General features: G+C 61.7%; 19 protein-coding genes, 1 tRNA gene and 1 other RNA gene. 11 read left to right on the top strand and 10 right to left on the bottom strand.

What is annotated here, in order from left to right; all coding sequences use genetic code 11:
• Positions 1–14 precede the first annotated feature (14 nt).
• A complete protein-coding gene (locus HMPREF3148_RS02795) occupies positions 15–815 on the top strand; it encodes a serine hydrolase domain-containing protein (protein WP_049152382.1) in 801 nt (266 codons plus the stop codon).
• Between the two features lie 23 nt (positions 816–838).
• Here the strand turns inward: HMPREF3148_RS02795 and HMPREF3148_RS02800 are convergent, their stop codons facing one another.
• A complete protein-coding gene (locus tag HMPREF3148_RS02800) occupies positions 839–1,783 on the bottom strand; it encodes a CE1 family esterase (RefSeq protein ID WP_049152385.1) in 945 nt (314 codons plus the stop codon).
• A gap of 302 nt (positions 1,784–2,085) precedes the next feature.
• Here HMPREF3148_RS02800 and HMPREF3148_RS02805 point away from each other — a divergent pair, with 302 nt between their 5' ends.
• Positions 2,086–2,484, top strand: a complete 399-nt coding sequence (locus HMPREF3148_RS02805) for a hypothetical protein (RefSeq protein ID WP_046646280.1) — start codon at positions 2,086–2,088, stop codon at positions 2,482–2,484.
• Here the strand turns inward: HMPREF3148_RS02805 and HMPREF3148_RS02810 are convergent.
• Both HMPREF3148_RS02810 and HMPREF3148_RS02815 read right to left on the bottom strand, forming a co-directional pair.
• The gene (locus HMPREF3148_RS02810) at positions 2,481–3,266 is read right to left on the bottom strand and encodes an HAD-IIA family hydrolase (protein WP_046646281.1); all 786 of its coding nucleotides are present in this window, start codon (positions 3,264–3,266) and stop codon (positions 2,481–2,483) included. The two genes, HMPREF3148_RS02805 and HMPREF3148_RS02810, sit on opposite strands and share 4 nt — an antisense overlap.
• A complete protein-coding gene (locus HMPREF3148_RS02815; RefSeq protein ID WP_005528551.1) occupies positions 3,263–3,568 on the bottom strand; it encodes an acyl carrier protein in 306 nt (101 codons plus the stop codon). Before HMPREF3148_RS02815 ends, HMPREF3148_RS02810 begins: the two co-directional genes overlap by 4 nt.
• A gap of 53 nt (positions 3,569–3,621) precedes the next feature.
• On the opposite strand from HMPREF3148_RS02815, the gene HMPREF3148_RS02820 reads away from it, so the two are divergent.
• Positions 3,622–4,632 carry an alpha/beta fold hydrolase gene (locus HMPREF3148_RS02820; protein WP_049062874.1) on the top strand — a complete coding sequence of 337 codons (1,011 nt, stop codon included), beginning with the start codon at positions 3,622–3,624 and terminating at the stop codon, positions 4,630–4,632.
• Positions 4,633–5,013: 381 nt separating this feature from the next.
• Here the strand turns inward: HMPREF3148_RS02820 and aceE are convergent, their stop codons facing one another.
• Entirely contained in the window at positions 5,014–7,770 is a 2,757-nt protein-coding gene (gene aceE, locus HMPREF3148_RS02825; RefSeq protein WP_049152386.1) for a pyruvate dehydrogenase (acetyl-transferring), homodimeric type, read from the bottom strand.
• Positions 7,771–7,954: 184 nt separating this feature from the next.
• Between aceE and HMPREF3148_RS02830 the strand changes: the two genes are divergently transcribed.
• Both HMPREF3148_RS02830 and HMPREF3148_RS02835 read left to right on the top strand, forming a co-directional pair.
• Positions 7,955–8,392: a DUF3052 domain-containing protein gene (locus tag HMPREF3148_RS02830; protein ID WP_223197441.1), complete on the top strand. Its 438-nt coding sequence runs from the start codon at positions 7,955–7,957 to the stop codon at positions 8,390–8,392.
• A gap of 67 nt (positions 8,393–8,459) precedes the next feature.
• Positions 8,460–8,532, top strand: a tRNA-Val gene (locus HMPREF3148_RS02835).
• A 348-nt stretch (positions 8,533–8,880) separates the two neighbouring features.
• Here HMPREF3148_RS02835 and HMPREF3148_RS02840 read toward each other — a convergent pair.
• The 3 genes from HMPREF3148_RS02840 to HMPREF3148_RS02850 are packed head-to-tail and all read right to left on the bottom strand — an operon-like array spanning position 8,881 to position 10,996.
• Positions 8,881–9,522 carry an HAD hydrolase-like protein gene (locus HMPREF3148_RS02840; protein ID WP_049147671.1) on the bottom strand — a complete coding sequence of 214 codons (642 nt, stop codon included), beginning with the start codon at positions 9,520–9,522 and terminating at the stop codon, positions 8,881–8,883.
• Positions 9,523–9,549: 27 nt separating this feature from the next.
• Complete coding sequence (locus HMPREF3148_RS02845; RefSeq protein ID WP_049062558.1) at positions 9,550–10,497, bottom strand: SURF1 family cytochrome oxidase biogenesis protein; 948 nt, start codon at positions 10,495–10,497, stop codon at positions 9,550–9,552.
• A gap of 10 nt (positions 10,498–10,507) precedes the next feature.
• Positions 10,508–10,996 carry a low molecular weight protein-tyrosine-phosphatase gene (locus HMPREF3148_RS02850; protein ID WP_005528566.1) on the bottom strand — a complete coding sequence of 163 codons (489 nt, stop codon included), beginning with the start codon at positions 10,994–10,996 and terminating at the stop codon, positions 10,508–10,510.
• 110 nt (positions 10,997–11,106) lie between these two features.
• On the opposite strand from HMPREF3148_RS02850, the gene HMPREF3148_RS02855 reads away from it, so the two are divergent.
• The 5 genes from HMPREF3148_RS02855 (at position 11,107) to HMPREF3148_RS02875 (ending at position 15,742) form a co-directional block, all read left to right on the top strand.
• On the top strand, positions 11,107–11,967 hold the full coding sequence (locus HMPREF3148_RS02855; RefSeq protein WP_049062559.1) for a Nif3-like dinuclear metal center hexameric protein: 861 nt from the start codon (positions 11,107–11,109) through the stop codon (positions 11,965–11,967).
• On the top strand, positions 11,968–12,681 hold the full coding sequence (locus tag HMPREF3148_RS02860) for a zinc ribbon domain-containing protein (protein ID WP_005528570.1): 714 nt from the start codon (positions 11,968–11,970) through the stop codon (positions 12,679–12,681).
• Positions 12,681–13,856 (top strand): bifunctional RNase H/acid phosphatase, encoded by a 1,176-nt coding sequence (locus HMPREF3148_RS02865; protein WP_046646290.1) that lies wholly within the window; start codon positions 12,681–12,683, stop codon positions 13,854–13,856. Before HMPREF3148_RS02860 ends, HMPREF3148_RS02865 begins: the two co-directional genes overlap by 1 nt.
• Positions 13,857–13,871: 15 nt before the next feature.
• An RNA gene (rnpB, locus tag HMPREF3148_RS02870) (RNase P RNA component class A) lies at positions 13,872–14,311 on the top strand.
• Between the two features lie 27 nt (positions 14,312–14,338).
• Positions 14,339–15,742, top strand: coding sequence for an RNB domain-containing ribonuclease (locus HMPREF3148_RS02875; protein ID WP_049062560.1), 1,404 nt, complete (start codon positions 14,339–14,341; stop codon positions 15,740–15,742).
• Positions 15,743–15,792: 50 nt separating this feature from the next.
• On the opposite strand, the gene HMPREF3148_RS02880 is transcribed toward HMPREF3148_RS02875, so the two are convergent.
• Positions 15,793–17,061 carry a galactokinase family protein gene (locus HMPREF3148_RS02880; RefSeq protein ID WP_049062561.1) on the bottom strand — a complete coding sequence of 423 codons (1,269 nt, stop codon included), beginning with the start codon at positions 17,059–17,061 and terminating at the stop codon, positions 15,793–15,795.
• Between the two features lie 197 nt (positions 17,062–17,258).
• On the opposite strand from HMPREF3148_RS02880, the gene HMPREF3148_RS02885 reads away from it, so the two are divergent.
• Positions 17,259–17,441 carry a hypothetical protein gene (locus tag HMPREF3148_RS02885; protein ID WP_049062562.1) on the top strand — a complete coding sequence of 61 codons (183 nt, stop codon included), beginning with the start codon at positions 17,259–17,261 and terminating at the stop codon, positions 17,439–17,441.
• An 87-nt stretch (positions 17,442–17,528) separates the two neighbouring features.
• Here the strand turns inward: HMPREF3148_RS02885 and HMPREF3148_RS02890 are convergent, their stop codons facing one another.
• Entirely contained in the window at positions 17,529–19,229 is a 1,701-nt protein-coding gene (locus HMPREF3148_RS02890) for a CYTH and CHAD domain-containing protein (protein WP_005528582.1), read from the bottom strand.
• A 92-nt stretch (positions 19,230–19,321) separates the two neighbouring features.
• Positions 19,322–20,419: a DUF2786 domain-containing protein gene (locus HMPREF3148_RS02895; protein ID WP_049062564.1), complete on the bottom strand. Its 1,098-nt coding sequence runs from the start codon at positions 20,417–20,419 to the stop codon at positions 19,322–19,324.
• Positions 20,420–20,537: the final 118 nt, after the last annotated feature.

Below are 20,537 nucleotides of genomic sequence, written 5' to 3' on the forward strand. Positions count from 1 at the left end.
TAAAGTTGCAAAGTATGAGTTCGTTATCGCACCTCGAGGCCTGGCCGGTAGAAACAGTTTCAGCAGCGCTGATTAAAGGCGATTGCGTTGTGGAATCCTTAGGCGATACCTCGCGGCAGTTTCCCGTGGCTTCAGTGACGAAACTGGTCTCGGCTTATGCTGTGCTTCTAGCGGTCGAAGAGGGGGCAGTCGAGCTGGATCAGGCAGCGGGTCCTGAGGGGTCGACGCTTCGGCACTTGCTCTCCCATGCGTCGGGGGTGGCCTTTGATTCTCGGCAGCTGCAGCGCCCAGTAGGGCAGCGGCGCATCTACTCATCGGCTGGTTATGAGTGGGCTGCGCAAGTGGTAGAGGAAGCCACAGGGATGGCGTTTCCGGACTATCTCAGCGAGGGGGTGTGCAAGCCGCTGGGAATGAACGCTACTTTTCTCAATGGCTCTGCGGGCCATGGCTTGATCTCCACAGTCGACGATCTCACGGTCTTTGCACAAGAGGTCCTCAAACCGCGTTTGCTGCATCCGAGCACTGTGGCTGAGATGCGCACAGTCCAGTTCCCAGGGCTGCGGGGTATTGTTCCCGGATACGGCAGCTTCAAGGATTGTGCCTGGGGCCTAGGTTTTGAAATCCACGCGAAGAAGGAACAGTGGATGGGCGCCCTGCCTGCCGACGCCGTCGGCCACTTCGGCATGTCTGGCACCTACCTCTGGGTGGCCGGGGACTGGGCCATGGTCGCATTGACTGACCGCGATTTTGGCAGCTGGGCTAAGCCCCTGTGGGCAGAGTCCAATTCAGCGATTTGGAAAGAAATAAGCTCCTAGCGTGGAGACAGCGGTGCCTTTGCTTAGTGGGAGTTGAGGAAGTCCCAAACCTCACGAGTGGCGGTCGGGTTGTTCGGGAACCACGTGTGCTCGCCGCCTGGAACCGTGTAGAGCACTGTGTCAGCAGCGCATCCTTGCATCTGCTCAGCGTTGAAGCTTCCGCGTGACTCGATGGACTTGCTGTTGATATCGCAGCCGTTGCGTTCGCCCACGGCGCGGAAGGCCTGGACAACGGAGAGGTAGGTTCCGCCGTGCGGGTTGGAGCCGGATTCATAGTACGGAGCGGTCTTGTCCTCAGTTCCGTGCAGGAACAGAGTCGGAACCGAGCCAGAGCAGCCCGTGTAGATGGGGCCATAGTTTGCGGTTGCGACTCCAGCTACCGCATCAACGAGGTCCGGCGCTTGGCATGCCAAGTTCATGGCCATTCCACCGCCGTTGGATAGGCCCGTGGCGTAGGTGCTGTTGATGTTGTAGCGAGCGTGGAGGGAATCGGAAATCGCGCGCACGAAGGCTACGTCCTTGCCGCGGGCGCCGCCGTAGTGGGGGCCCTCCCAGCCAAAGTGGCCGTTCTGGAAGGTGGGCTGCGGGTAGACCACGATGGCTTCGCCGTTAGCCGCCTCCGAGAGACGGATGATCTCCTGGGCGCGCGGAGCTTCGTGGTCCATGCCACCGAATCCGAAGACCAAGTCATAGGACTTGGCGGGGTCAAAGCCTTCCGGCAGCTGCAGGATGTAAGAGCGGTTTCCTTGGCCGGCAACGTTAACGGACTCAGTGGTACTGGTCCCGCCGACGCCGGTGGAGCCAGTCGAGCTGGTGAGCTGGCCGAGAACGTCAGTCAGCTGAGGGGACAAGCCAAAAGCTTCGTCCAACGAAGAGCCTGAGACGGACTGTGCCGTGGCGACCGGGCTGAGGACGGCGAGGGAAAGAGTGGCCGCCCCCGCGGCGGCAACGAGCTTGTTGAGGCGCATGAGGTTAAACGATAGCGGCGAAACTTTCGGGCGACAAAGGAGTGTGATTTATAGCAGATTCTGTAACGCATGCGACGCAAGTAAACTAGTGTGCCGCATGTGAATTTTCAACCTTTGGTTGAGATTGAGCAAATGGGGGTTGAAGTGGTTGTTTAGGGTTGATGGGGTTTATGTGACGGGGAAGAATCGGCCCAAACGCGAAGACAGTTCGTTGGGGAAGACGAAGCTCGTCTGGCGCGCTCCAGCTGCCCCCTCGCGGGGGTAGCTTCAGTGCGCTTTAAACATGTCGAAGGAGAATCGGCGTGAATACTCGCGTTCACGAAGTCGTCGCTTGCGCGACGTCGCCAAGCGCCTGGCCGCACCGCAATGTCGGACAGGTGCGCACCGCCGTGCTCACAATTGCGGGAATGCCCCGCACGCTGCGCCCGGCAATCGAGCGTGCCATGGCACGCTGCATCACCACAGAATCGGAATTCATCGTCCCCGGCGACGATCCGCTCACCGCCCAATGGTGCACGCGGTGGTACCGCGACATGCCCGGCGACGCCGAGCTCGCCCGCGCTGCCACCGGAACCCTCCCGGTAGGCATCGGCTGCCGCCAGGTGCTCACCGGAACGCACGAAGAGCTCGCCGCCCTCGGAAGGGCAGTCGAGCTCTTAGCAGGGGAATACGGGTTCAACGCCCGCGTTGACGTGGCTTAATCGGCCTTGGGGAAGGGCTGCGTCACGCGGTCGGCCAACTCGGCCACCGAATCGATGACCTGGTTCGGTCGGTAGGGGTAGCGCTGAATCTCGGCATCGTCGCTGATGCCCGTGCGCACGAGGATGGTCTGCAGGCCCGCCTCAAGGCCCGACTTCACATCGGTGTCCATGCGGTCACCAATCATGACCGTGTTCTCCGAGTGCGCACCGATGTGGTTGAGTGCCGAACGCATCATGACCGGGTTGGGCTTACCCACGTAATAGGGCTCGCGGTTCGTGGCCGCGGTGATGAGTGCGGCAACGGCACCCGTGGCAGGCAGTACGCCCTGTGGGGCTGGGCCAGTGACGTCCGGGTTGGTCGCTATAAAACGCGCGCCCCCGCGAATCAGGTTGATGGCCGTTGTGATTGCCTCAAAAGAATAGGTGCGGGTTTCGCCCAAGACCACGAAATCTGGGTCGTTGTCGGTCAGAACCCACCCTGCCTCGTGAAGGGACGTCGTCAAGCCCGATTCGCCCACCACATAAGCCTTGCTCTCGCCCGCTTGGGTGGTGAGGAAAGCGGCAGTGGCCGTGGCGGAGGTCCAAATGCGCTCCGCGGGGATGTCGAGGCCCGTGTTTTTGAGGCGAGCGGATAGGTCGCGCGGGGTGGACATGGAGTTGTTGGTGAGGACCATGAACTCGATGTCGTTGTCATACAGGGACTGGATGAACTTGTCCGCGCCGGGAATCATCTCGCCCTCTTTGATGAGGACGCCGTCCATATCGGAAAGGTAAGAAATCACTTCTGCTCCTCCAAGTGCTTGTCCACGTATTCGGCAAGTTGGCCGATGGTTTCGATGCCTAGCATTGTCTCCTCATTGAAGCGCACCTTGAAGCGCTCCTCGGCTCGCACGGCCAGCTCGATGCGCTCAAGCGATTCCACGCCTAAGTCGGCGAGCTTGGCGTCGCGCTCCAAGCCTTCCGCGCTGCCGGTGACCTTGGTAATCAGCGCGGTGATTTCGCTGTAGGTGTCTTCTGCGGGCTCCTCCTTTTGCGGGGTCTGGTTGAAGCGGGCTTGCAATTGCGCGGAGAGGTCGTTTGCCATGCGGTCCAGTCTAATAGGGTCATATCAGTAGGTGCGGCTATTATCAGAAGGTCATGATTAATAGGGCTCGAGCAAAGACGATTGTGCACAGTTGGGCGCGCCGTTTGCGGCCGACGCGTCGCAACGAACAGCACCTCATCTACGAGTCCCTGCACAATCACACGGACGAGCCCGGGCTGACTGGAATCGATTCCTTGGGCACCGTGCGCAACGATGGCCTGGACATCGCGTGGTACGAGGTCGGCCCGCAGGACTCGGACATCACTGTGGTGTTCATCCACGGCTACTGCCTGTCCGCGGAGGCCTACTACAGTCAGGTGGACTACATGCGCCGGCATTTCCCGGAGGTACGCTGCCTGCTTGTCGACATCCGCGGCCACGGCCTTTCCACCGAAGTCGCCCCTGCGCAGTGCACGGTGGACGCCGCGGCTGACGACGTCCTCGCTGTCCTTTCCGAGCGTGCCTCCCGGGGCAAGATCGTGGTCGTGGGGCACTCTTTGGGCGGAATGGTGGCGCTCAATGTGATTCGCCGCGCGCCGGACGAGGTGTACCAGCGCATTGACTCGGCGCTGTTGATTGCGACGTCGATGCGCCGCTTTGCGGCGAAGGGCGTGGCGCAGATTCTCGAGTCGAAGGCGCTGGGTAGTTTGTATCACGCGTGCATGCGGCTGCCGAGGCGGATGGACCGCATCCGCTTTGAGGTCGCGCAGTGGGTCGCGCCGCTGTTTGCTGCTTTGCTGGCGGGCTTTCCGCAGATGGAGAAGCTGCAGTTCCATGTAGCCATGCTGATGGACACGCCGCTGTCCAGTTACACGGGCTTCTTTGACGACCTTCTCGACCACTCCGAGTACGCCGCCGCCGACCGCCTGGCCCGCTTGCGTGGTGAGGTTATTGTGGGATCTGCGGACATCGTGACTCCGCGCAGCCAGTCGGACGTCATCTTGGAGCACTGGCCGGCCGCCCGGCTGACTGAGGTGGACGGCGCAGGCCACATGGTCATCCTCGAGGAGCCCGAGGCCATCTCGGAGGCGCTTGGTCGCCTCTTGGTTCCGTTGGTGGACTAGCGTTGCCGCGGCCGCCGGCCCTTTGCCGGCCCTTTGCCGGACCTTTGCCGACCACCGCGCGCCTCCGCTTGTTTCCCAGAGCCCCCGGCTGGTTTGGCCCCATTCGTTTGGTCCCTTTGTGGGGTAAAGGGACCACTAGCGGCTTCTGCCCGGAACCGGTTACTCGTAAAACTACCCTTAGTAGGGGACCCAACCAATGGGACCGGTTGGCCGGTCGGCCAGCGAGCTCGTTGTACGACAAGCCTGCGCCCTTCTGCGCCCTTTTGCGCCCTTTTGCGCCCCTCTGTGCCCCCGGCCGCACCGCAAAACGAGAAGACCGCCCCTCGGCGCCCTGCTAAGCGGGCAACCGAGGAGCGGCCTAAACCGTCCTAGAGCGAGTTATTACTCCTCGTCGCTGGAGGTGGACTCGGTGGCGGTAGGGTCATCGAGCTTCAGCTTGGCAGCTGCCTCCTCGACGACCGAGCGCTCAACCTTGCCCTCGCGTGCCAGACCCTCAAGGGTTGCTACGACGATGGACTCAGCGTCGATGTTGAAGTAGCGACGAGCGCCCTCACGGGTATCGGAGAAGCCAAAGCCGTCCGCGCCCAGCACGACGTAGGTACCCGGAACGTAAGGACGAATCTGTTCCTGCAGGTCCGTGGTGAAGTCGGAGACACCAACGAACGGGCCGTCGAAGCCCTTGAGCTGCTTGGTAGCAAACGCCTCGGTCGGCTCAACGCCCTTCTGCAGTGCCTCCTTGTTGCGGCGCGCGCCGTCGCGAGCCAGCTCAACCCAGGAGGTCACAGAGAACAGGGAAGCCTTGACGTCGTAGTCGTCAGCCAGGATCTTCTGTGCACGCAGCGCCTCGTGCACACCCACACCGGAAGCCAGGATGTTGGCAGGGATGGAGCCGCCCTCAGCGGTGTTGTAGTGGTAGATACCCTTGTGTAGACCGTCGACGTCGAGGTTCTCCGGCTCAGCAGGCTGGCTAACTGGCTCGTTGTACACGGTCAGGTAGTACATGACTGCCTCGGAGTTCTCGCCGTACATGCGGTTGATACCGCGGTGAATCAGGTGAGCCACCTCGTAGCCGAAGGCTGGGTCGTAGCTGATGACGGCAGGGTTCGTGGAAGCCAGAACCGGGGAGTGACCGTCCATGTGCTGCAGGCCCTCACCGGTCAGGGTGGTGCGGCCAGCAGTTGCACCGATGATGAAGCCGCGGCCCAGCTGGTCGCCGGCAGCCCAGAAGGAGTCGCCGGTGCGCTGGAAGCCGAACATCGAATAGAAGATGTACAGCGGAATCATCGCTTCGCCGTGAGTTGCATAAGAAGTTGCGGCCGCGGTGAAGGACGCAGTCGCGCCTGCCTCGGAGATACCCTCGTGCATGATCTGGCCGTCGGTAGCCTCGCGGTAAGACAGCATCAGGTCGTTGTCCACCGGCACGTAGTTCTGGCCACGCGGGTTCCAAATCTTCAGAGTCGGGAACCAAGAGTCCATACCGAAGGTACGAGCCTCATCCGGGATAATCGGCACGATGCGCTTACCCAGCTCCTTGTCGCGCATGAGCTCCTTAAAGGTACGCACAAGCGCCATGGTGGTAGCCACGTTCTGCTTGCCCGAGCCCTTACGCACGGAGCGCAGCTTATCGATGTCCGGGGTGACCAGCGGAGTGAACTTCTCACGGCGCTCCGGCAGGAAGCCGCCGAGTTCTTTACGGCGCTCCAGCATGTACTTGATTTCCGGCGCATCGTTACCCGGGTGGTAGTACGGCGGTGCGTAAGGATCCTTCTCCAGGACCTCGTCCTCGAGCGGGATACCCTGCTTGTCGCGGAAGAGCTTGAGGTCTTCCAGCGTCAGCTTCTTCATCTGGTGGGTAGCGTTGCGGCCCTCGAAGTTGTGGCCCAAGCCGTAGCCCTTGATGGTGTGAGCCAGGATGACGGTCGGCTTGCCAGTACCCTTGTTATCCAAGGCCTTCGCATACGCAGCGTAGATCTTGCGGTAGTCGTGGCCACCGCGGCGCAGTGCCCAAATCTCATCGTCGGAGAGGTCCTCAACCAGCTTGAGGGTGCGTTCGTCGCGGCCGAAGAAGTGCTCGCGGACATACGCGCCGTCGTTAGCCTTGAAGGTCTGGTAGTCACCATCAGAAGTGGTGTTCATGATGTTGACCAGGGCGCCGTCCTTGTCGGCATTGAGCAGCCTGTCCCAGCCGCGGCCCCAGATGACCTTGATGACGTTCCAGCCAGCACCGCGGAAGAAGGACTCCAGCTCCTGAATGATCTGAGTGTTACCGCGAACCGGGCCGTCGAGACGCTGCAAGTTGCAGTTGATGACGAAGGTCAGGTTGTCCAGTTCGTAGAGGGCAGCGGTCTGCAGGAGGCCGCGGGACTCTGGCTCGTCCATCTCGCCGTCACCCAGGAAGGCCCAGACGTGCTGCTCGGAGGTGTCCTTGATGCCGCGGGTCTCCAGGTACTTGTTAAAGCGTGCCTGGTAGATAGCGTTCATCGGGCCGATGCCCATGGAAACGGTTGGGAACTCCCAGAAATCAGGCATCAGACGCGGGTGCGGGTAGGAAGGTAGGCCCTTGCCCTCGCCGCGGGAAACCTCCTGGCGGAAGCCGTCTAGGTCTTCCTCACTCAGGCGGCCTTCCATGAAGGCACGGGCGTACATGCCCGGGGAGGCGTGGCCCTGGAAGAAGATCTGGTCACCGCCAGACGGATCATCCTTGCCCTTGAAGAAGTGGTTCAGGCCGACCTCGTAGAGCGGGGCCGCACCAGCGTAGGTGGAGATATGGCCGCCGACGCCGATGCCTGGGCGCTGTGCGCGGTGCACCATGATGGCCGCGTTCCAGCGGATCCAGCGGCGGTAGCGCTTTTCGAGTTCCTCGTCGCCAGGGAATTCTGGCTCCAAATTGGTTGGAATGGTGTTGACAAAGTCGGTGGAGGTCAAGGAAGGCAGAGGGACGCGTTTCGCGGTCGCACGCTCCAGCAGGCGGAGCATCAGGTAGCGGGCGCGCTCTGGATCGGAGTTATCCAGCAGGCCATCGAGTGAGTCCATCCACTCGCGGGTTTCCTCGGGATCGCTGTCATGCAGGTATGAAGCAACTCCGTCACGGACGATCGGGAAGTTGGAGTCACCCTTTACGGCGTCCTGGTCAGCCATTTAAACCTCCTAGATTGGATTTACACAGTTTGCATACCAGAATACGCCTCCCCCGATCATCTGTGTGTGTGAAGGGGGCATAGGCAGCTTCACTGCCGGTGAAGTCGATTATTTGCGAACTTTGCAAAAGGTGATTGTGCGGTAAATCTGCAGTGCAATCGCGAAAAGTGGGGCAGAAGGCGTTATGATCTTTTCCATGCCAGAAAAAGGAAGGAATCAAGTAGTGGCTGATGCGGCCAGCAAACTCGGCATCCGTGAAGGGCAGATCGCCCTTGAATTGGGATGGGATGAGGATTGCGATGCCAGCATCTCCGAATCTATTGAGGACGTTCTCGGCGAGGACTTTCTCGAGGAGGAGAGCGACGAGCTTTGCGACGTCGTGCTTCTCTGGTGGCGAGCCGAGGATGGCGACCTTGTCGACGGGCTCGTTGACGCCTCCCGCCCGCTTGGCGACGCCGGCCGAGTGTGGCTGCTGACCCCAGGTGCGGGCAAGCCGGGCAACCTCGAGCCAGGTGAAATCTCCGAATCAGCCCAATTGGCTGGCTTGGTGCAGACCAAAGCAGAGCGTTTGGGCGAATGGCAAGGTTCCTGTCTTGTTGCCCGCGGAAACACCAAGAAGTAGCAATAACCTGCGGATTTGTAGCTTGGCGCTTGAATGGGCTAACCTTGTGCAAGCGTCAAAGCGCACTGCGGCTTTAGCTCAGCTGGAAGAGCAACTGGTTTACACCCAGTAGGTCGGGGGTTCGATCCCCTCAGGCCGCACAATGTGAAGTCTCGCGACATCGTTCCTATCGGTGTCGCGGGACTTTTCGTTTTGCTACTTAGCCCCTGATCTGCGTAACTGACGAGGAAGCCGCGTCCTGAGCAGAACCGGTGGGCTTCGTTGGCAGTTGTGCACGTTTCAGCTTCTGTCGTCGGTCCTCGGTGCAATGCGCAGGGCCTTGCGTCGTGTTTGTGGTCGGTGCCGGCTCCGCGGTGTCCTGCTTTGCCCGCTGGATCTGCGTAACTGACGAGGAAGCCGCGTCCTGAGCAGAACCGGTGGGCTTCGTTGGCAGTTGTGCACGTTTGGCCGCCGACCCGACCGTTCCGCGGCCCAAAACTGCAGCGGCGCTAGAGCGCAGCGAGCAGCGCGTCGATGTCCTCGATGGAGCTGACGAAGAAGTCGGCGTCGTCGAACTCGGCCTGGCTGCCGTGGCCCCAAGCTACGAGAGCAGTGCGGATGCCCAGTGGACGCGCGCCCTCGACGTCGTGGTGGCGGTCGCCCACCATTAGGATTCGTTCCTCGTGGCCACGCAGGTTCATCGAGTCGAGCACCCACTCGATGACGTGGCGCTTGGTGGGGCGGGAGCCGGTGGCGTCGTCGGCACCGCCAATGAAGTCGAAGTAGCCTGCAACCCCAAGGTGTGTGAGCATCTGCCGCGCCATGTCCTCGCCTTTGCTCGTGGCCGTACAAATGGTGTGCCCCGCCGCCTTCCACCGAGGTAGTGCTTCGGCCCAGCCAGGGAAGAGCTCCGCTTCCTGCCACCCAAAGTCGTGGTAGTAGCCTCGGAAAGTCGCCACTCCGCGTGGGATGTCCTCAGCCTTCATGCCGAACAGCCCAAGCGTTATCTCCAGCGGCGGGCCGGGAAAAGAATGCAGCTGCTCGAGCGTGGGAACGGGGTAGCCCAAGTCGGCAAAAGTTAGCTGCGCACAGCGGGAAATCCCTGGAAAAGAGTTGACCAAAGTGCCGTCGACATCGAGAAAGATATTCACGCGATCAACTCTAGGACAGCGTACGGCTTAAAAGCGCTCCTGGCCGCGTTCGCGAATCTTCTCATAGAAGTCTGGCTTCGAGTCGCCGTAGCGGGAGCGCGCGCGGCGTGATTGAGGGGCTGCCTGGGCCTCGGCAGAAGGGGCCTCAGCAGAAGGCGCCGGAGCAGGGGCCGCCGCGGCGGGGGATTGGAGGGGCTCGAAAGGGGAGGCGTCGTCAAGCGGGGCGTGCAAAGCCGCCTCCTCCTCGCGGGCGCGGCGGCGCTCGCGGATCTCAGACCATACGAAGTAACCCAAGCCCAGCGGCGCCATGATGCCGAAGGCAATCCACTGGTAGCCGTAGGAAAGGTGGTTACCGCGGTCGAGCTGCGGGACCTCCAGCGCGGTCAACTCGCCCGGCTGCTCTGGGGAGAGCTGGATGTAGTCCTTGCCCAGCTTCGTATCCGTGAGCGACGCGACTTCCTCCGTATGAATGGAGTAGACCTGCTGGTAGCCCTCCTGGTCAATCGGTGCGGAAGAGTGCTGCGGCTCGTCGGCGCGGATCATGCCCGTGATGGTGACGTCCTCAGCGGGAGCCGGGGGAATCTCCGGAACGGTGTTGCCTTCGCCTGCGGCAATCCATCCGCGATTGACTAACATTGTGAGACCGGAATCTGTCTGGAACGGGACCAAGGACTGGTACACCGCGCCCGAGGAGACGGGGCGCAAACGCAGCAGCACCTCGTCGTCGGCGAGGTAGTGGCCGGTGAGCGTGGCGCGGGACCACTCGTCGTCCTTGATGGCGCCGTCCTTAGTCACCACCTCATTAAGCGGACGCGGATCCGCCTCGTAGGCCTCCGCAATGAGGTGATTGCGCTCCACAATCTGGTCATCCTTGCCTAGCTGCCACGGCGCTAGAACCGTGAACGCAAAGTAGGAGAAGGCAACAACAAAGATGAGCAGCAGTACCCACCCAGGCTTGAGGAACGTCTTCAGCATGCCTTTTATCCTAGACCCGCTCTTGGCGAATCCAATCCAGCAGGCCAGGGACGGCGGCTTCAATTTCCTTGCGGGTGCGCGCGAAGTCCTCGGCAGTGCCGTAATAAGGATCCTCGATGTTCTGGTCCTCGGCGTTCGGGTCGAAGCTGCGCATCAAGCGCACACGCTCTGTGTCGATGCCGCGCTTGATGAGGGCGTCGCGGTGGCCGGAGTCCATTGCGATGAAAAGGTCCGCGTCCATGTGCTCGGGGCCCAGCTGTGCCGCGCGGTGCGTTGCGCCGTCGTGGCCGCCGCTGCGCAGCTCGGCGATGGCGCGCTCGTCAGCGCCTTGGCCCACGTGCCAGCCGCCAAGGCCGCAGGAGGACGTGCGCGCGATGAGGTCGAGCATGTCGTTCTCCATGGCATCGCGAACGATGATTTCCGCCATGGGGGAGCGGCAAATATTGCCCGTGCATACAAACACGAGGTGCAATGCGGAGGGATTGTCCTCAGAAGTCATCAGGCTACGACCTTAGAGCAAATAGAACGATTTCTGAACGAAAGCTAGGATAGTGCAGCAGCGCGCAGAGAGCGAAAAACACAGTGATACAAGCACGAAGGAGGCCCGCTATGGCCCACACTTCCACCACCGTTGGCGAGGTCCGCCGCGTCCTTGAAGAGGCATATCCACCGCACTTGGCTGAGAGCTGGGATGCGGTCGGTCTCATTTGCGGCGACCCAGACGATTCCGTTACCAAAGTCGCCTTCGCCTTGGACTGCACCCAGTCCGTCGCGGAGCAGGCCGTCGCCAGCGGGGTGCAGATGCTCGTCGTTCACCACCCGCTTCTTTTGCGCGGAGTGACCTCCGTGGCGGCTGATACCCCCAAAGGCAAGGTCATCCACACCCTGCTCAAGGGCGGCGTTGCGCTGTTTGCTGCGCACACCAATGCGGACAAGGCGCGCCCCGGCGTCAATGACAAGCTCGCGGAGCTGGTGGGAATCGAGCCAGGCCGCCCCGTCGTGCCGCACGAGCGCTTTGACGGCGAGGTTCCCGCGGATGCGCTGGGTCTTGGCCGCATCGGCGAGCTGCCCGAGCCATTGACCCTGCGCGAGTTCACACAGCAGGTGGCGAACGCGCTGCCGGAAACCGCCTGGGGGATTCGCGCGGCGGGTGACCCGGAGGACGTCGTCAAGCGAGTTGCCGTATCCAGCGGCTCCGGGGATTCGTTCCTGGACACCGCGCGCGAGCTGGGCGTGGACGTCTATGTCACCTCGGATCTGCGCCACCACCCCGTGGACGAGCACCTACGCGCCGGGGGACCTGCCGTCATCGATACGGCCCACTGGGCCAGCGAGTTTCCGTGGACCTCGCAGGCGCGCGATATCGTGGTGGAAGCATTAAAGGTGGATACTGAAATCATCGAGCTGCGCACCGACCCATGGACTATCTCTGCGCATGGGGAAAATCATGAGCAGCCAAAGGAGAACTAAATGAAACTGACACAGCAACTGCAGCCTGTCCTACTGGAACTTGCCAACCTGGAGCGCTCCCAAGGCGTGGGCGGCGAGAAGGTCGTCCCAGAACAGCAGGAGTACGAGCAGGCTCAAGCAAAGCACAAGCGGCTTGTCGACGCCGCCGGTTCCGCCCAGCTCGCAGTCGACGACATGGAGCTGGAAATCCTGCGCATCCAGGCCGATGAGCGCAAGCTGCGTCAGCGCGAGCGCGATGACAAGGCCCAGCTGGGCGCCGAGGTCGATCCGGAGCGCCGCAAGGACCTGGAGCATGACCTGTACGCTGCGAAGTCCCGCATTGCGGATCTGATGAGTGAGCTGCAGGAAGCCCACAACGAGATTCACGCCCTGCGTTCCAACCGTGACGTACACGGTGCGCGCGTGGACGAGTCGCAGCGTCAGCTGGAGGTTCTCGCACGTGCCGCGGAGGCAGCTAACGACGCCGCCGCGAAGCAGGCGGACCCGGCTATCCGCATCGGTGAGCTGCGCGCGCAGCTGCCTGCCGACGTCCTCGCAGACTACGACACCGTGCGCCACGAGAACGGGGTGGGCGCTGCCGCGTTCAAGGGCCGCGCCTGTGGCGGCTGCTTCATCGTGTTGCCGCCGGCTGAGCAAAACGCCGTGCGCAATGCGCCTGCCGACGTCCTCCCGCAGTGCAGCGACTGCGGCTCCTTCTTGGTGCGTCCTGCCTAATGAAGCTGGTTATTTTTGCTGACGGTGGCTCCCGTGGCAACCCGGGCATCGCGGGTTCTGGCACGGCTGTCTACTCCGCTGACCGCAAGCAGCTGCTGCGGGAAATCGCGTATGTGGTGGGCACAAAGTCCACCAACAACGTGGCTGAGTATCACGGCTTGCTGCGCGGTTTGGAGGCCGCCGTGGAGATGGGCGCGGACGATGTCGACTTCTACATGGACTCCAAGCTCGTGGTCGAGCAGATGAATGGGCGCTGGAAGATCAAGCACCCCGACATGCAGGCCTTGGCGTTGGAGGCACGCAAACTCATCGACCAGATTGGCAGCTTCACGCTGACCTGGGTGCCGCGTGCCAAGAACAAGGCTGCCGACGCCCTGTCCAACGTGGCGATGGATGCTGCCGCTGCGGGTGCCCCGGTGGGAATCGTGGGCGCGGGGGAAGAGACCGCAGACAGCCCCAACAGCGCCACCGAGCCCGCGGCAGATACCGCAGCGCCGCAGCCCAGCGACTGGATGACCGAGCAAGGCCCAGTCACGCGCTTTATCCTCGTGCGCCACGGCCAGACCGAGATGTCCGCTGCCAAGCAGTACTCCGGCCATGCTGACCCAGAGCTGACCGAGCTGGGCAAGAAGCAGGCGCTCGCAGCCGCGCAGGCGCTCGCCGAGACACAGGCCGACGCCATCGTCTGCTCGCCGCTCAAGCGCTGCCAGCAGACCGCCCAAGCCATCGCGGCCAGCGTGCGCCCCGCTCATCCCGACGGTACCGAGGGCGAAAAGTTGAGCATTGAGACAGTCGAGGGTCTTATCGAAGTCGACTTTGGTCTCTGGGAGGGCAAGACTTTCGCGCAAGCGCATGCCACGGACGAGGAGCTGCACAGCCAGTGGCTCGAGGATCCTTCCGTGGCCTGCCCCGGCGGCGAGTCCTTGCAGCAGGTTCACCGCCGGGTGCGCAAGACCCGCCAGGAGTTGCAGGAAAAGTACGCGGGCAAGACCGTGGTTGTGGTCTCGCATGTCAATCCGATCAAGTCCTTTATCAGGCAGAGCTTGGACGCAGGGCCGGTGACATTTAATCGCTTGTTCTTGGACTTGGCGTCGATAAGCATTGCGGAATTCTGGGACGGCGGCTCTATGCTGCGCGGCTTCAACGATGTGGGGCATTTGCGGGCTCTGGGCTAGACTGTAACCCGCGAATGAGCCGACCGGGTGAACGCGTCTTTTCCGAACCAACCTCCACGAGGGGTAAGGCGGGGGACGAGGAAAGTCCGGACTCCACAGAGCACAGTGGTTGCTAACGGCAACCCGGGGCGACCCGCGGGCAAGTGCAACAGAAAGTAGACCGCCGCACGGCTTCGCTACGCCTCGTCGTACGAAGATCCGTGAGGTAAGGGTGAAACGGTGAGTTAAGAGCTCACCAGCACCGTCAGTGATGGCGGTGGCTGGGTAAACCCCACTGGGAGCAAGGCATCATGGCCGGCACACTGCGGGCTTGATCAGGCGTTTGAAGGCTGCTCGCTTTAGCCTGAAGGTAGCTGCTTGAACCAACTGGCAACGGTTGGTCTAGATGGATGTTCACCGCCGCACGCTATGTGCGTGCGGGAAGACAGAATCCGGCTTATAGGCCGGCTCATTCGCCCATTTTTCTGGAACAATGGGGCAGCATGAAGCTTTATGCAGCTCCTTTAAACTTCCGCACGATTGCCGAGGAGTGCTCTGTTCCCACCGACTTCAGCCAGGAGGTCCTCGATGAGGCCCAGGCTGCGCAGGATCGCTATGTCACGCAGCGCCGCGACGCGCGCGATATCCCGCTGGTGACCATCGATCCAAAGGGGTCCATGGACTTGGACCAAGCGGTGTGCATCGAGGCTCGTAACGGGGGCTACCGGGTCTTTTACGCTATTGCTGACGTCGCCGCGTTCGTCGAGCCCGGCAGCGCCCTGGAGGATGAGACCTTCCGTCGCGGGCAGACCATCTACCTGCCGGACGAACCGGCGCGCCTGCACCCGCCGCAGCTTTCAGAGGACAAGGCATCGCTGCTTGCCGACGTCGACCGCCCCGCCGTTCTCTGGACTATCGACCTTGACTCGGCGGGCGAGGTCGAGGACTTCACCGTGGAGCGCGCGCTGGTGCGCTCGCGGGCGCGATTGGACTACGAGGGGGTGCACGAGGATCTGGCGGCAGGCCGCCTGCATTCCTCGATTGCGCTTTTGCCGCAGGTGGGCAAGCTGCGCCAGGCGTCTTCGCTGCACCGAGAGGCGATTAACCTGCGTTTGCCTTCCCAAAGCGTGGAGGAATTCGAGGAGGACGGTCAGCACCGCTATGAGCTGGTCATCGAGCCGCGCTACGAGGTGATGGACTACAACTCGGAGATTTCACTGCTCACCGGCATGTGCGCGGGCCAGCTGATGGAGTCGAAGGGGATTGGTCTGCTGCGCACGTTGCCTGCCGCAACTCGGGAGGCGGAGGAGGAGTTCCGCAGCGAGGTCGAGGAATTGGGCTTTGCGCTTGGCGAAGGCTCGATTACCGAGTTCCTGCAGGGCCTCGATGCCGATTCGCCGCGTGGCATGGCCGCGATGCGCGAGGCGCAGCGCTTGTTGCGCGGTGCCGGCTACGTGTGGCTGCAGGATGATGAGGCGGAGGTCCACGCTGGAATCGGTGGATACTATGCCCACGTGACGGCGCCGCTGCGCCGTCTGGCTGATCGCTTTGCCACTGAGGTGTGCTTGGCGCTTGCCAATGAACAAGAGGTTCCGGAGTGGGTCAGTGCGCGAGCAGGTGACTTGGTGGAGACGATGAGCAGCACGTCCCGCTTGGCTTCCCAGGTGGACAAGGCATGTCTCAACTTGACCGAAGCGACGGTGCTGGCGCCGTGGGTGGGGAGCAATTTCGAGGCCATTGTGGTGCAAGGCGGGGCCAAGCGTGAGAAGGCCCGACTCTTTGTGACCCAGCCGCCGGTGTTTGCGGAGGCGGTGGGCAACCCAGAGACGGGCGGTCAGGTCACTGTTTCCCTGGTTAAGGCCGATGTCCAGACGAGGGAAGTGCTCTTTGCTTGGCCAGCAGACTAGACAGTAAGGACTCTTTAGCACGGTTCTAGCGTGGCCAGTTCTAGCGTGGCCTAGTGCGTGGTGGCTGGCTCGCCGCCATGCAGCGGCACCACGAGGAGGCCATCCTCGGCTAGGTCGGCGGCGAAGTTCTCTGCCTTGGTGGCGGGGACGAAGGCGATGACTGCCTGCGAGGTTCCGGCGTGCGCAGAGCGCGCGGAGCGGGCGCCGCGGACGGTGACGAGCTCGGCGATCTTCTCGGTGGTGTGTAGGCCGTAGACGGTGGCCAGGGCAGTCTGGGACTGGTTGAGCAGTGGGAAGAGGTCAGCTCCGCGACGGGAGCGCAGGGCGCGGGCTAGTTCTTGGGCGCGCTCGTTTTCTTCGGTGTAGAAGGTCAGCCACTCTGCGGCTTCAGCGAGGGAAGGCTGGTTCTGCGAGCCATGGACCTTGTGCACGGCTTTGAGCCAGTCGAGGACGCGCTGGGAGGCGTCGGGAAGCAGGCGTAGCGATTCAGCGCCGAAGGCGTGGCAGGCGTCGTCGATGAAGCGCTCGCGCTGGCGGATGGCGGCGACGCCGGGGGTGGCGTCAAAGTCGCCGGGGACGGTGACAGCGAAGGCGGCGATTTCGCGGGTGACTGGGTGCGGGGCTTGGGTGACGGAGCCGTCGGCGTAATCGACGATGGTCACGGTCTCGCCGACGCCGCGCAGGGCCGCGGTGTGGCGGGCACGCAGCGCGGGGTATTCGGCGAAGGTGCCCACGGACTGGGAGCACACGTCAGCGATGCGGGCGCGCAGGGGAGCGTCGTGGAGCTCCTCAGCGTCGCCGAGCAATGCGAGGGCAACGGCGACGTCACCAGCGGCCAGCGCGCCGAGGCCGGACTCGAATGGAATGTCGTCGACCACGGTGATGTCGACGCCGGCGGTCTCGCGGGAGAGCAGCTGACGGTTGATCATGGTGTGTGCGATGCCGCCCCAGCGGGCAGCGATGCCGCCGACGGGTGCCGGGGGAATGACGGGCTGACCTTCGGAGTCGACGGAAGGAAGCTGCTCAGCGGCGCGTTTGGTCAGCTCGCTGAAGCTGATGGAGTCATGGATGGTCTCGCCGTGGGCGGGCACGATGTGGACGGCGATGGTGCCGTCGTCGCGGGGGCTGACTGCAGCAGCCGCGTTGAGATCCGCAACGCCCATTACTGTTACACCGCCGAAGTGATCGATGTGCTCGCCGATGAGCGACCAAGTTGCTGGTGCGCTGGCAATATGCGCAGGTTCCGTGCCTACTAGTTCGAGGTGGGCAGCGCGGATTCGCTCCGCGGCTGGGGTAGAAGGCGTGGACCACATGGGCATGGTGGGCGGATCTCCTTGTAATGCTGCTGGGACTCGGGACCTTCATAGTCTAGCGTGATGCCCGCCGGACGCTGCCGGGGATCTGTCTGTAAGGTGGTGGCAACCCTCATCGCCCTAGGGTGGCCGCCGGCCACCGCCACCTGCGATGTCGGCTGACCGGGTGGAAACATGGGGCTCAAGCGATAAGGAGTCTGACAATGACTGATTCAGATAAGCAGTGGTACTACGACACTTCCACCGGCCAGGTAACCCAGGGCACCGAAAGCGGTTGGGATAACCGCATGGGCCCGTACGCCACCCGCGAAGAGGCCGAGCGCGCCATCGAGATTGCCAAGGCCCGCAATGAGGCAGCAGATGCTTACGACGAGGCTGAGGACTAAACACCAAAACGGCGCCGCTTCCCACATCACCATGTAGGAAGCGGCGCCGTTTTCGTTTGCCTTGTCAGCAAACACCCATGCTTAGGCCTACTTCTTCAGCTTTTTGCTCAAAGGCTTGAATGCGGACTTGATAGCCTTGAAAGACTCCGCGTAGTCATCGAGTGCTTCCAAGCCAATCGCGCGCTCACGCTGGTAGAGCAGACCGTAGCCAAAGGTGTCTTCGCCACGGCGACGAGCGGTATTGGCCAGCTCAAGCAGCTTGTCACGCGAAGTCACTGAATCCTGGAAGTCGCCCAAGACAGATTGCATGTCCTTGCAAGCCTTGTACAGGTTCTTGGTCTTCAAGTTAGTTGCAGAACCAGCGGCCTCAGCGGCATAACGCAGCTTCTTGGCAGCCTTGCGCATGTCGTGGAAGTAGTTCTCGCGCTCGTGCAGAGTCAGCTCTAGGTTATCCCAGTTCTTAACTGCCTTCTCGTGGCGCTTGACCAGCTTCTTGTAGGCCTCATTCAGGTGCAGCGCCATGACAGTGTCCATGTCATGCGGCTCTTCATCCTTCTTCGAAGGCTTTTGGGAATCCTCGGCTGCGGATTCGGCAGTTGGCTCGGCTGGGGTGACGCTCGAGATTACAGCTGCGTCGTCAGCTTCAGAAAGCTCGAGTTCGGAGTCTTCAGCCACTGGTGGGTTAGCCAAGAATTGGTCGAGAGAATCGAGCAGCGCCAGGTAGCGGTCAGAATCCAGTGCGGCAACTACGTGGCGGTGTGCCCTGCGGAAGGCCGTCCCCATGTCACGAGAGATGTGCTCGCGCGTTGCATCGTCCAACGTGTTGGAGTCCTCGGAAGCGAGGAGGTTGAGCCAACGTTCCTCAACAACCTCGGCGTCACGCGCCACGCCGAGGATGCTGGCGAGCTGCTTCAACTCCGCTTCGATGCGCTCAATCTCAGGACCAACAACGATGCCGTGGAAGGTCTGAATGTGGCTGCGCAACTCGCGGGTCGCAACGCGCATCTGGTGAACGGAATCCCACTCATTGCGGCGAACGCGTGGGTCGTAGTCAACAAGCTTGTCGCGGTTTGCCTTCAAAGCAGTGACCACTGCCGCAGCCGCAGAGTCTGGTTCCACGTTGGAATTCGCTAACGCTGGGGGAAGGGGAGCGCTGTCGATGGAATCGCCCAGGGCAGTCTTCAGCTTGGACGGGGATGCCGATACGCGAGCACCAGCTCCGATGAGAAGGGAGGTTGCCTCACGGATGAAGCAGGAACCATCCTTGGTGCCTGGCAGATCACCTGCGAGTTCAACTTCCCACTCGCGCCAAGACTGCTGGCCGCCGCCGGGAAGGAAAGAGAATGCCGTGACATGGTCGTCGCAGAACTCCGCGACAGCCTTGCCCTGTGCATCCGCGAGGACAAGCTCGGTGCGGTTGTTGTCGACCTGGGCGATGGGCTCGAGAGCGTGGTTGCGAACAACGGAACGAACTTCGCGGAGGAGCTCAGCCGGGACCTCGTAGCGGCCATCAACTGGCTCACCTAGCTCCGCATGGATTTCGGTGCGGCCCTTGGCCTCCGGAATCTTGAGGTGCCAGCCATCATCGTTTCCACCAGTGCGGCGACGGAGAGTGATCTTGGCGTGGGTCAGGCGCAGATCCTCAGTGTCGTAGTAGATGGCGGAAAGTGCGTGTTTGCGGGTTTCAGCGATGTGATTGACGCCGCTGAGTCGAGTCAGCTCTGGCAACTGGATGGACTCAGCAACGGCGAACTTTGCTTCGACTTCGAGGAAAGTCTTGGTGGACATGCACACACCTTTGTCAGTACGTATTAATAATCTGGATTACTTATCAGTAGCCTACCTGGCCCGCGGAGCAAATGTGTTTGCATTTGCAGCCATTAACTAGCAACCTCACGGGGGCCATCTAATCCCCGCGAATCGCCTGAAAGATGGGACTTTTCGGCCGCGTTCACGCCGTCATTGACGCCTGCCCAACTAGAAGCTGATAAGGACATTGAGGAAAGGTGCGGAAAGAGTCGATTGCGTGTTTCCTCAGACTTGACTTGTCGGCCATATAGAGCCGGAATAGCGCGGCGCGCAAGTTCACGGCCGGCTGCATCGTTTCCATTCTCTGCGCTGTGTTCATTAGCGGCGTCTGCGAGACCTTCGAAGTTGGCTTCATCAAGTAGCTCACCAATGCGAGCGGCATAGGCCAGTAAGAAGCTACGCCGATATGCGGCGGTGTCGCCGCGACGTCGCGCTTCCGCGGCTCCGTTGCCCGAGCGCATGTACCAGTCACACTGGCGGTTAAGTGAATCAAAGAGCTGGGCTACGTGTGCCGTATCTGTTGCGGATCCAATGACGCTCGCTAGGCCTTTGCCATGCACGAGTACCGTGGCGCACCCGTTGTGGTGGGCAATGACGCCGAGCAGAGTGGCTTGATGCTTCACATACGGCGTATGGATATACACGCGCCGGGCAAGGCAATCCACCTGGTCTGCGTCCAAAACCTCGTCAATGCGATAGCGCTGTTGCAAGGATTGGGCTTTGGCTATCAACGCATCCGCCTCATCTTCGAAAGGTGTGGACTCGGCTTTACGCAGCAAATTGGCCACCTTTTCCCGAATCTTTTCTTGCTTGGAGCCGCCACCTGCAGACTTCGTGCCCGGCGCACCAGCGAGTAGCTCAGTATCGCGGAGCAGGGGAAGCTTTGCCAGTTGATCGACTATCGCACGCAGCTTTGTCTTCGGAACGGAAATTGATGCACGCTTGGGAGGGGCTAACATCAGCCAATCTTTTCTCAACGCAGGTGAAGTAATGCGTGCCGGGATGCGTGGGGCCGCCCGGAAGAGGATGGGGTGGCTTGCGGTTCCTAATACGTGCAGTAGGTCGTAGGGTGACCATCCTTTCCCCGCGGCGGCGACTACAAGGTCTATTGCTTGGTTAGTTAGTGCCTGCTGGGCGCGGTCCTGGGTCTGGTTGTGTGAGCGGTACATACTTTCCTCCCTTTAGTACGTGTGTTCGTATGTGCCAATAGGAAAGCACGGCGAACGGACACCACTGCATGCTTTCGCCCCCGTTCTTCGCCCCCGCGATGCTTTGCTGAACTGGGCA

This window comes from Corynebacterium sp. HMSC05D08, from assembly GCF_001807215.1.
Lineage (GTDB): Bacteria > Actinomycetota > Actinomycetes > Mycobacteriales > Mycobacteriaceae > Corynebacterium > Corynebacterium striatum.